The organism is Cellulomonas sp. P2_B4 (genome assembly GCF_056404795.1).
Genome location: NZ_JBFUDI010000003.1, coordinates 622,275 through 633,821 on the forward strand (window position 1 = coordinate 622,275; position 11,547 = coordinate 633,821).

Consider the following 11,547-nt stretch of genomic DNA (forward strand, 5'->3'; position numbering starts at 1 on the left):
GGATCCGGCCTGAAACCCTTTTCGTCAAGCGTCGTGACCGGATCGTGTCTGTCGGTTGACAGCCGGGACGGCTGGCCGTAATTTCATCGATGAATTGCCAATCGAAGGAGACTCGCCCGTGACCACACCCTCCGCCGACCATGCCGACACCCCGGTCGTCTCCGTGGCCCTCGCCATCGGGCGTCGCGTCGGGACCGCCGACCCCCGGCTGTTCGGGTCGTTCGTCGAGCACCTGGGCAGGGGCGTCTACGGCGGCGTGTTCGACCCGGAGGACCCGTCGGCCACGCCCGAGGGGTTCCGCGCCGACGTGCTCGAGCTGGTCCGCGAGCTCGGCGTGAGCGTCGTGCGCTATCCCGGGGGCAACTTCGTCTCGGGGTACGAATGGCGAGACGGCATCGGCCCTCGGGAGGCGCGCCCACGACGGCTAGACCTCGCGTGGCGGTCCGTCGAGACGAACGCCTTCGGCACCGACGAGTTCATTGCGTGGTGCCGGCGGGCCGGCGTCGAGCCGATGCTCGCCCTCAACCTGGGGCTCGGTGATACCCGGTCAGCACTGCACCTGCTGGAGTACGCGAACCACCCGGGCGGCACCCGACTGTCGGACGAGCGCGTGGTCAACGGGGCGCCCGAGCCGCACAACGTCCGCCTGTGGTGCCTCGGCAACGAGGCCGACGGTCCATGGCAGCTCGGGCACCGCTCGGCCGACGACTACGCCGCGCGAGCCGCCGCGACAGCGGCGGCGATGCGGATGTTCGACCCGACGCTCGAGCTCGTCGTCGTGGGCAGCTCGAACCCGCAGATGAGCACGTTCGGGGCCTGGGAACGCGACGTCCTGACCCGCACCATCGACGTCGTCGACTATCTCTCCTGCCACATCTACTTCTACGACGACGGCGACCTTGGCGCCTTCCTGCGCTCGTCAGACGTGCTCGACCAGTTCCTCGACGACGTCGCCGCGACAATCACGCACGTCCGGGCGGCAACCCGCAGCGCGCGCGACATCCGGATCAGCCTCGACGAGTGGAACGTCTGGAACTACGCCGCGTACGACGCCCTGGACGACTGCCGGCCCTTCGAGGAGGCTCCGAGGCTGCTCGAGGAGACATACACGCTCGCGGACGCCGTCGTCGTCGGGACGCTGCTGCAGAGCATCGTGGGGCACGCCGATGTGGTCTCCATCGCCGCCATGGCCCAACTCGTCAACGTCATCGGCCCCATCCGCGCCGAGCCGGGCCGGGCCGCGTGGCGCCAGGCGACGTTCCACCCGTTCGCCGCGGTCGCACGGAGCGCCGGGCACACCGTGCACGCGACGAACGGTCCCGACGACGTCGTCACCTGCGTGGTCACTGTGAGCCCCAGCCGCGACGAGGCGCTCGTGCACCTGGCGAACCGCTCCCCCGGCACGACCGCCGACGTCACGATCGACCTGGCCGGCGTGAGCGCGGTCGACGTCGTGAGTGCGGACCTACTCTGGACGCCGGACCCCTACACGACGAACACGATCGACGCGCCCGATGCGGTGAGCCCGCACCCCGCGCCGGCTCTCATCCGAGACGGCAGGCTCACCCTGCGCCTGCCGCCCGTATCGTGGGCGACCGTCCGCGTAGCGTGCGCGACCGAGGGCAGGTGATCGCATGGCCAACAGGACGAGCCCCGTCACCATGGCGGACGTCGGCGAGCGCGCCGGCGTCACCGGCCGGACGGTCTCCAACGTGCTCTCGGGACACCCGTCCGTGCGTCCCGAGACACGGGACCGCGTCTTGCGGGCCGTCGACGAGCTGGGCTACCGCCTCAACACCTCCGCGCGCAGCCTGCGCACCGGCCGCACCGGATCGATCACGCTGGCCATCCCCGAGCTCGGCATCGACTACTTCACGGACCTCGCCGGTCGCATCATGATCGAGGCGGAGCGCCACGACTGGTCGGTCGTCATCCAGCAGACGGGAGCTCGCCGGGACCAAGAGCTCGCGATCCTCAGCGGCGCGAGCCGGCAGCACTCCGACGGCCTGATCTTCCAACCGCACGCCCTAGGCCCAGGCGACGAGCGGCACCTGACGGGCAATGATCGGCTCGTGATCCTCGGCGACCGGATCTTCCAGGCACCCGTCGACCACGTCGCGATGGCCAACACCGAGGCCGCACGCCTTGCCACCCAGTACCTGGTGGACCGGGGCTACCGTCGGATCGCGGCGATCGGCTCGAACCCCCGCGTCGCCACCACCAGCGCTGCGTCCCTGCGCCTCGACGGGTTCCGCGCGGCGCTCGCCGCCCAGGGACGAGACGTCCCTGCCGAATACGTGGTCACCGCCGAGGACTGGCACCTGCGCGACGGCGCCGCGGGGATGGACCGGCTGCTGAATTTGCCCGAGCCCCCCGACGCCGTCTTCTGCTTCAACGACACGATGGCCTTCGGCGCACTACACGCGCTCGCCGCCCGAGGGCTGACCGCCCCCGACGACGTCGCCGTCATTGGGTTCGACAACGTGCCCATGGCGGAGTTCAGCGTCCCCCCGCTCACCACGATCGAGCCCGGGACGCACCAGATCGCCAAGCACGCCGTCGACCTTCTGTTCGCCCGCGTCGAGGGCCGCGCGGACGCACCGACCGAGATCTTCACTAGCTGCGCGCTGGTCGTCCGCAGGTCGGCCTGACTAGAGCGGAACAGCCGCCTCGCCCCACAGGGCATCGGCCAAGGCAGCAGTCAGCCAGACCCGGAAAATCCGCAGCCGCCCTGGCGTATAGGGCAACGCTCACGCCGGTGCCGCGTCCTGCCCAACAAGGAGAAATTGGAACCCGAGCAGAAGCTTTGCGCCGCGCACGCTAATGGCTGCTTAGGCGGCATTGTCCGTACCGAATTCAAACACCATTAGGGGTTCACGCTGAGCATCAAATGATCTAGGTTGTTCATCATGGATATCCCGAATTCCCGTTCCTCATTGCTGGCGAAACGTCCGGCCATCACGTCAGCTCTAGCCCTCGTGCTGATCGCTCTTGCGATCCTCGTGGGGACATTGATCGGCCACGCCAACGAGAATCCGTCGGGGTCGAAACCACCCTTTATCGGTGCCAGCACGCCGGCGCCAAGGGGGGCGACAGTTGCCTTCTACGGCGACTCCTACACGTACGGCGAGCAAGCAAGCTCAGCCGCGCATCGCTGGAGCACGCTCCTTTGTCAGCAGGAAGGCTGGATCGAGGCCAATGCCTCGATCAATGGCCTCGGGTTCGTCGCGAATCGCGACGTTACCGTCGACGCCGTCCAGACAGTGGTCGAAGCGCACCCCGACGTCATCGTCGTGACCATGGGCCTAAATGACACCTTCATCGCCGGACAGCAGATTGACGCGATTGCCTCGGCGATCCACAGCGACTTCGCGCGATTCCGGTCAGAGGCGCCTCAGGCGCGACTCATCGTGGTCGAGCCCTTCTGGATTCCTGCACCCGTTTCACCGGAATATACCGCCGTCGCCGAGGCGGTGAGGGCGGGCGCGGTTGAGGCCGGTGCTGACTACGTTGCCGGCGCAGGCGACTGGCTCACCGGTCATCCGGAATGGCGCGCCGACGACCAGTATCAGCACCCTAACGACAACGGTTACGCCGAGCTCGCCCGACGAATGACCATCGAACTCCAGAGACTCGGGGTCATAGACTCCTAGGCGGTGGCGAAAAATGCCTGGGTGGTGAACCAAGTTGGCACCGGGCAGAGTGTCCCGCTGAGACGCGCGATGTCGAGACGCGCGAGAACTCGCAGACCCAACTCGCCGCGCTGCAGCTGCGATCGTCCACCATGTTCGCGCCGAGGTTCGAGCCCTAGCGGCGGGGAATGGTCGATCCACGAATGACCAACCTGCCGACTACGTACTCGACTCCCGAGCCGATGTCGTCTGAGCCGAGGGCCGCGAACATCCGTAGTGCCGCTGTACGGCCCAACTGTTGAAGGTTGGCGTCGATGCTGGTCAGCTCAGGGCGCGAGTTGGTCGTGAGGATCTCCCAGTTGTCGAACCCCATGACGGCCAGGTCGTCGGGCACCGCCCGGTGCAAGTCGCGCGCGGTGTCCAAGACGCCGCGCGCGATCTGGTCGGACCCGCACAGGACGGCGTCGACGTCGGGGTGCCGGGAGAGCAGCATTGCAGCCGCGTCGCGCCCCCAGCCCTCGGACCACTCGCTATACATCACGTCCCCGACGAGCTCCAGGCCGGCCTCCTGCAGCGCCGCCCGCACGCCCTGCGCGCGGTCCCGGGCGGCCGCGTACGCGACCTCACCGGTGATGTGCGCGATCCGGGTCCGACCGCACGCGACCAGGTGCTCGACGGCCATGCGGCCCGCGTGCACGTTGTCCGGTGTGATGGACAGGTCCGACGGGTCGTCCGACGGTGCGTAGGCGTAGACCACCGGCACCGGGATGTCGTGGCCGAGCGACGGCCGCGGGTCGGTCTGCTGGCCTACGACGATCAGGCCATCCACCCGCCGGGTCAGCAACGCCTTCAGGTGGTACTGCTCACGGATCGCGTCGCCCCGCGCGTCGCACAGGAACACGTTGACCTGGCCGGCCCCGAACGCGTCCTCCGCGCCCATGAGGATCGGGATGACGAACCGACCCTCGAGGTCGCTGGTGAGAAGGCCGACTGTTCCGGTGCGCCCGGCCAGCAAGCCTTGGGCGAGCGGATTCGGCCTGAACGAGAGCTGTTCAGCTGCGTCGACGACGCGCTGCCGCGTCGTGTCCTTGACCTGGTCGCGACCGTTGAGCGCCTTGGACGCGGTCGCAATCGACACTCCGGCCAGCCGCGCCACGTCCGAGAGCGTGACGACGCGAGCGGGCGGTTTGCGAGCCACCGGACCCCCTTCCAACTGGTTCGTCGACGAAACCTCGCCTGTCGCATCGTGATCGAACTGTAACCGCCCGGGGTGGTTGACGCACCAGGCTCTCCGGCTTAATCTATGAAAACCTTTTCCGTATGTTTCGGAAGACCCGCGGGCCGCAAGCCAGGTGTCCGCGAGCACGTCCCAGGGCCGAGCCACAGCCATGGACGAGGTTCAAGGCTCCACCCCACTAGGAACGCCGAATGGCGGTTTCGCCCATGTACCCCGGAGTGCCGCAGATGGCACCCGCTCGACGAAGAGCACGAGGAGACAGCATGAGGAACATCCGTACCCGGTCGGCAAGTCGAGGCCTGCTCGCCGGGCTCGTCACGGCCGGGCTGCTGATCAGCCTGGCGGCTTGCACGAGCGCCAAGGGCGACAACGGCGGCACGGGCGGCGCGAGCGCGGCCGTGCCCGCCGGCACCGAAGGCGTCGATGACGGCGCGAAGCTGACGCTCTGGACGCGTGCGCCTGTTGAGAATCAGGCCAAGCTCCTAGTCGCGGCGTACAACGCGTCCCACAAGAACCAGGTCCAGCTGACGGTCGTGCCCAACGACGACTACGTGGCGAAGGTCGGCGCTGCCGCAGGCTCCGGCGGCCTCCCCGACCTCTTCGCCGCAGACATCGTCTACGTGCCGAACTGGGTCAAGTCGGGACTCTTCCAGGACCTGACCAGCCAGATCGACGCGCTGAGCTACAAGCAGTACATCAACAAGGGCCACCTCACTGCGGGCACCCAAGACGGCAAGGAGCACGTGCTGCCGTTCGTGCTGGACCTGTCGATGCTCTTCTGGAACAAGGATCTGTTCAAGGAGGCGGGCCTCGACCCGGAGAAGGCTCCGGCCGACCTCACCGAATACGCGGCCGATGCCAAGGCGATCCAGGCACTGAACAAGCCCAACACCTACGGCACGGCTGACGGTCTGAGCTGCGGCGGCTGTCTTGCGTTCACGTGGTTCCCGTCGATCTGGGCAGACGGTGACCAGGTGATGAACCCCGAGGGGACCGAGTCCCTGCTCAACAGCGACACCGCCAAGAGCGTCTACTCGGCCTGGAAGGGCATGTGGGACGCGGGCGTCGTGCTCCCGGCGTCGAAGGCTGAGACCGGACCTACCTGGACCGCGGCGTTCACCAAGGGCCAGGTCGGCCTCATGCCGTACCCGGCGACGCTGCTGTCGTCGACAAAGGGCTTCGACGTCGGTGTCGCGGGAATTCCGGGGCCGAAGGGTGGCGGCTCCACGTTCGTCGGTGGCGACGGGATCGGCGTGTCGAAGGATTCGACCAAGGCCGCGCAGGCGTGGAACTTCCTCAGCTGGATGATGTCGGAGGACGCCCAGGTCGAGGTACTCGCAAAGAACAACTCCGTCGTCTCGCGCAGCGATCTGGCGGACAACGTCTACGCGCAGAAGGACCCCCGACTCGTCACGATCAACACGGTGGCCGGCCAGGGCGACACGCCCGTCTCGCTGAACTTCCAGCAGGCCTTCAACGCCCCGAACAGCCCGTGGCTGACCCTCGTGCACAACGCCGTCTTCGGGGACGGCAGCTCGATCGACCAGGACAACGACGCGATCACCGCGGTGCTCGGTCAGTAGTCCCGCCTGAACGTCCCGCCGGTGGGTGCCCGAAGGCACTCGGCCCCACCGGCTGGACGGTTCCCCGATCGTCGCCCGAGAGGTAACCCATGTCGATTCAGACCGCCCGGCTCGCCGCGGCCACGACGAACCGGCGGGCCAACGGCTCCCGCCTGCGGGGGTGGGCCTACGCCGCGCCCACCGCCTTGTTCGTGCTCGTCCTGTTCATCATCCCGCTGATCCTCGTCTTCCGGATGAGCGGGTCGCAGTGGCCGCTGCTCGCGGGTGACCAGGGCATCAACTTCCCGGACAACTACTCGAACGCGGTGGACAACAGCTTCTTCTGGGACTCGATCCGGTTCACCTTGAAGTACACGGTGCTCGCGACGATCCTGCTGATCGGTCTCGGACTCGGCCTGGCGCTGATGGTGCAGGAGTCCTCACGTTGGAAGGCCTTCCTGCGCACCTCGTTCCTGGTCCCCAGCGCACTGGGCCTTGCGTCGGCGTCGCTGCTGTTCTACGTCCTGTACTCCCCGATCGCCAGCCCGTTCGCCCCGCTGATGAACCATTTCGGCTGGTCGTTCCTCGGGACGCCGAACGCCGCACTCGCCTCGACCCTGTTCCTCATCGTCTGGCGGTTCGCCGGCTTCTACATGCTGCTCATGCTTGTCGGCCTCCAGGCCATCCCGACCGATGTCTTCGAGGCGGCACGGATGGACGGCGCGGGCCCGTGGAAGACGTTCCGCCAGATCACGATCCCGCTGCTGAAGCCCACGATCGCCCTGACCACGATCCTGTGCGTGACCGGGTCCCTGCTCGCGTTCGAGCAGTTCTACATCCTGACTAAAGGCGGACCCGACAACAGCACCATCACCGTCGTCCAGCTCATCTACTCGGTCGCGTTCCAAGGACAGAACGACCTCGGTCAGGCCGCCGCGATCTCCGTCATGGTGCTCGCCGCTCTCGTCATCATCAACGTCGTCCAACTGCGGGCCTTCCGCGGCTCTGACGAGAACTGAGGCACCGATCATGACGACGACAACTTCACGGCCCACGGCTGCTCCCGCGCGCACCGCGCCCGTGACCCGGATCGGCGGCGTCGCGATGCGGACCCCGTTCTGGGTGTTCTCCGGTGCGCTGGCCTTGATCTTCCTGTACCCGCTCGTGTGGACCGGGGTCGCCTCGGTCTCCCCGCTGCCCGGGACTGGTCAGGTGGACGGCTGGGGCTTCGGCAACTACGAGACGCTCGTGCACTACCAAGCGGGCGTCTGGCAGTACCTCGCCAACTCCGTGTTCGTATCGGGCCTGTGCGTCGTTCTCACGCTGACTATCTCGACGCTCGGCGGCTACGCGTTCGCGCGGTTCAGGTTCCCGGGGCGGAACCTGCTCTTCATGGTCACGCTGGCCATCCTCATGGTGCCGTACGCCTCGCTTCTGATCCCGCTGTACGTCCTGCTCAACAAGGTGGGCCTGTCGAACTCTCTGGTGGGCGTCGCGCTGGTGCTCACCATGTTCCAGCTGCCGTTCTCGACGTTCATGATGCGGATCTCGTTCGAGTCCGTCCCGCGTGAGCTGGACGAGGCCGCGCTCGTCGACGGGTGCTCGTCGTTCTCCGCCCTCTGGAGGGTGCTGCTGCCTGCGGTGCGGCCGGGTCTGATCACGGTCGGGCTGTTCGCGTTCCTCGCGGCGTGGAACGACTTCTTCGCGCCGCTCATCCTGATCAACGACACGAACAAGATGACGCTCCCGCTCGCCGTCTCCAACCTGCGCGTGCAGGTCCAGGGCGTCATCGACTACGGCGCCACCGAGGCCGGGGTCGTCGTGTTGGCCGTGCCCTGCATCGTGCTCTTCCTCCTGCTCCAACGACACTACGTGCGCGGCTTCATGTCGGGTGCGCTCAAGGGATGACCATGACCACCACCACGACGACCGTGGCCGCGCCGGTCGCCCCGTCCCGGGGCGCGCTGCGCCCCCTAGGTCTCGACGAGGTCGAGATCACGGGTGGGTTCTGGGCGGAGCGGCAGGCGGTCAACGGCACCCGGACCCTCGCCCACATCGAGTACTGGATGGAGCGGGAAGGCTGGATCGGCAACTTCGACCGCGCCGCGGACGGCACCCTCGGCAACCGTCCCGGACGCGAATTCTCCGACTCCGAGGTGTACAAGCTGCTCGAGGGTATGGCGTGGGAGATCGGCCGGACCGACGACGCAGACCTCGACCGCCGCTTCAACGCCTTGGTCGCTCGGATCGCGGCGGCCCAGGAACCCGACGGCTACCTCAACACCGCGTTCGGGCGCGCAGGTCAGGGCGCCCGGTACTCCGACCTCGAGTGGGGTCACGAGCTCTACTGCTATGGGCACCTGTTCCAGGCGGCGATCGCGCGTCTCAGGACGCGCCCGGCGGCGGACGACAGGCTGGTGGACGTCGCACGGCGCGCGGCCGACCACGTCGTCGCGACCTTCGGGCCGGACGGGCGCATCGCGGTCTGCGGGCACGCCGAGATCGAGCCCGCGCTCGCCGAGCTGGGTCGGGCCACGGGGGACTCCCGCTACGTCGAGCAGGCGGCCCTGTTCGTCCAGCGACGCGGGACCGGCACCCTCGGCGACATCGAGTACGGCCGCGCGTACTACCAGGACGACGTCCCCGTGCGGGAGGCCACGGTCCTGCGCGGGCATGCCGTGCGGGCCAACTACCTCGCCGCCGGTGCGGTCGATGTCGCCGTGGAGACACAGGACCCCGACTTGCTTGCCGCCCTGACCACCCAGTGGGAGAACACCGTCGCGCACCGGACCTACATCACCGGTGGCCAGGGTTCGCACCACATGGACGAGTCGTTCGGCGACGACTTCGTGCTCCCGCCCGACCGCGCCTATTCAGAGACGTGCGCTGGAGTCGGGTCGATCATGTTCTCCTGGCGACTCCTGCTCGCCCAGGGCCTCTCGCGGTACGCGGACCTGGTGGAGCGCACGCTCTACAACGTCGTCGCCACGTCCCCCTCGCACGACGGGACCGCGTTCTACTACACCAACACCCTGCACCAGAGGCGCCCGGGGACCGTCCCGGCTACGGACCAGGCCGTCCCACGGGCGTCCTCGTCGCTGCGTGCGCCCTGGTTCGCGGTCTCCTGCTGCCCGCCGAACGTGGCGCGCACGCTGGCCAGCATCTCGACTTACGTCGCGACCGCCGACGACGACGGACTGCAGATCCACCAGTACGCGCCCGCGCGCATCCGGACGACGTTGGCCGACGGTCGCGCCATCGCTGTCGACGTCGAGACCGAGTACCCCCGCGACGGAACTGTGCGGGTGACGGTCGCCACCACCGAGGAACACCCCTGGACGCTGACCCTGCGAGTGCCGTCGTGGGCCTCTGGAGCGACGCTCCGGACTCCAGACGGTATTCGCGCCGCGCCCCTTGGGACGGTGTCCGTGCGTCGGGCGTTCCTCGCGGGTGACGTCGTGGAGTTGACATTGCCGATGGCGGCGAGGCTGTCCGTCCCCGACCCGCACATCGACGCAATCCGCAACTGTGTCGCGGTAGAGCGCGGGCCGCTCGTCTTGTGCGTCGAGTCTGTAGACCTCAGAATGCTTGGAGAGGGCACCGACATCGCCGACCTGCGCTTGGATGCGACGGTGCCACTCAGCGAGGCATCGGGACGAGTCATTGCGACTTTCAAGCTAGACCGTCGCACCGATGCCCCATGGCCCTACGGCCGTTCGACAAACGAGCGCCCATCCGACTGGTTGACTACAGAGGTGGCACTGACCGAATACCACGACTGGGCAAATCGTGGGCCGGCGGCCATGAGGGTCTGGATTCCGCTGGCGTGATCGGATCATTCGAAAGCACGAAAGGCACCGAGACCGTGCAACGACCAAGCGCACGATCTGCTTCGGTCGCGGCTCGTCCGTCTCGGGGGCACTGTCGGGGTGCTCGCGGGCGCGAATTCTGGCGCGCAGCGGCTCCTTCGTGAGCGAGGGACAACGGTTGGCGTGGCGCACCTTGGACTTGCGAGCGGTGATGCGGAGACCGGAGCGGTGCAGGCGGCTAGACACCGAGGTCGCGGCTGGTCGTGATGGCGAGTGCTTCCATGGGGCGGATGTAGTGCTCGATCAGGACCTTCAGGTGGCGGTGCCGGGTCTGGGCGGCGATGTGGTCCAGGGGGACACGCGGAGTCCTCTGAGGTCGCGGTTGCCCTTAATGCCGGCCATGCCGGCGGCGTCCTTGTCGTCGCCGATGCTGCCCGACGGCGCCGCATCGTTTGCGGCACCGGCGGGCAGGATCGGTCAGCCCCAGCAGATCTCGGCTGCCTCGGTGCTGTCGATACTCTCCATGCCGTCGACCGGCGTGTTGGTCACGAGCGCGACTCCCGTGTCGTAGAAGTCGAGACCGGGGCTCACCTGCGTGGGCTCGCCACCGCGGGCAAGCTCTGCGATCGTCGCGACGCCTTCCGCGGCCATGCGGACGGGGTACTGCTGCGAGGTCGCGTCGATGATGCCGTCATCGACGTACCCGACGCCGGCGCAGCCGCCGTCGACCGAGGTCATCAGGACGTCCTCAGGGGTCTTGCCGGCGGCCGTCAGAGCCTGGAAGGCGCCGTAGGCGGTGGGCTCGTTGAGGGTGTAGACGACGTTGATGTCGGGGTTCTTGGACAGGCAGGTCTCCATGGCGGTCGTGCCGCCGTCCTCGCTGCCCTGGGCGGCCTCGTTGCACACGATCGTGTAGTCGCCGCCGGAGTAGGTGCCCGACTCGGCCTCGTCGCCGTTGACCTTGGGGTCGGCRGTGTCGATGCCCATGCCGGTCAGGAAGCCCTGGCCGCGGTTGTAGTCGACCGAGACGACCTTGTCGTCGAACAGGTGCAGCATCGCGATGACGGCCTYCTYGCCRCCRAGSYKCGCGGCGGTCCATGCCCCGATCCKCTYSCCGGCGTCGAAGTTGTCGGTCGCGAACGTGATGTCCACGGCGTCGGCGGGATCTGGTGCCGTGTCCAGGGCGATGACGAACAGGCCGGCATCGCGGGCCTTCGCGATCGCGTCGACGACAGCGGGGCCGTTCGGGGTGATCAGGATGCCGTCCTGGCCCTGGGAGATGGCGTTCTCGATGGCCTGGATCTGGG

General features: G+C 67.8%; 9 protein-coding genes. 7 read left to right on the forward strand and 2 right to left on the reverse strand.

What is annotated here, in order from left to right:
- Window positions 1–118: 118 nt before the first annotated feature.
- The 3 genes from AC1DZC_RS07740 to AC1DZC_RS07750 all read left to right on the forward strand — a co-directional run bounded on the left by AC1DZC_RS07740 (window position 119) and on the right by AC1DZC_RS07750 (window position 3,653).
- Window positions 119–1,630, forward strand: a complete 1,512-nt coding sequence (locus AC1DZC_RS07740) for an alpha-N-arabinofuranosidase (protein ID WP_477038084.1) — start codon at window positions 119–121, stop codon at window positions 1,628–1,630.
- A 4-nt stretch (window positions 1,631–1,634) separates the two neighbouring features.
- On the forward strand, window positions 1,635–2,651 hold the full coding sequence (locus tag AC1DZC_RS07745; RefSeq protein WP_477038085.1) for a LacI family DNA-binding transcriptional regulator: 1,017 nt from the start codon (window positions 1,635–1,637) through the stop codon (window positions 2,649–2,651).
- A gap of 258 nt (window positions 2,652–2,909) precedes the next feature.
- Entirely contained in the window at window positions 2,910–3,653 is a 744-nt protein-coding gene (locus AC1DZC_RS07750) for an SGNH/GDSL hydrolase family protein (protein WP_477042845.1), read from the forward strand.
- A gap of 154 nt (window positions 3,654–3,807) precedes the next feature.
- Here the strand turns inward: AC1DZC_RS07750 and AC1DZC_RS07755 are convergent, their stop codons facing one another.
- Window positions 3,808–5,022 (reverse strand): LacI family DNA-binding transcriptional regulator, encoded by a 1,215-nt coding sequence (locus AC1DZC_RS07755; RefSeq protein ID WP_477042822.1) that lies wholly within the window; start codon window positions 5,020–5,022, stop codon window positions 3,808–3,810.
- A gap of 110 nt (window positions 5,023–5,132) precedes the next feature.
- Here AC1DZC_RS07755 and AC1DZC_RS07760 point away from each other — a divergent pair, with 110 nt between their 5' ends.
- The 4 genes from AC1DZC_RS07760 (at window position 5,133) to AC1DZC_RS07775 (ending at window position 10,261) form a co-directional block, all read left to right on the forward strand.
- Entirely contained in the window at window positions 5,133–6,452 is a 1,320-nt protein-coding gene (locus tag AC1DZC_RS07760) for an ABC transporter substrate-binding protein (RefSeq protein ID WP_477042823.1), read from the forward strand.
- Window positions 6,453–6,541: 89 nt separating this feature from the next.
- Window positions 6,542–7,450, forward strand: a complete 909-nt coding sequence (locus tag AC1DZC_RS07765; RefSeq protein WP_477038088.1) for a carbohydrate ABC transporter permease — start codon at window positions 6,542–6,544, stop codon at window positions 7,448–7,450.
- A 10-nt stretch (window positions 7,451–7,460) separates the two neighbouring features.
- Entirely contained in the window at window positions 7,461–8,339 is an 879-nt protein-coding gene (locus AC1DZC_RS07770; RefSeq protein ID WP_477042824.1) for a carbohydrate ABC transporter permease, read from the forward strand.
- Entirely contained in the window at window positions 8,336–10,261 is a 1,926-nt protein-coding gene (locus AC1DZC_RS07775; RefSeq protein ID WP_477042825.1) for a glycoside hydrolase family 127 protein, read from the forward strand. Before AC1DZC_RS07770 ends, AC1DZC_RS07775 begins: the two co-directional genes overlap by 4 nt.
- 456 nt (window positions 10,262–10,717) lie before the next feature.
- Here AC1DZC_RS07775 and AC1DZC_RS07780 read toward each other — a convergent pair.
- Window positions 10,718–11,547: substrate-binding domain-containing protein (locus AC1DZC_RS07780; RefSeq protein ID WP_477042826.1), on the reverse strand; the 830-nt coding region annotated here is incomplete at its 5' end.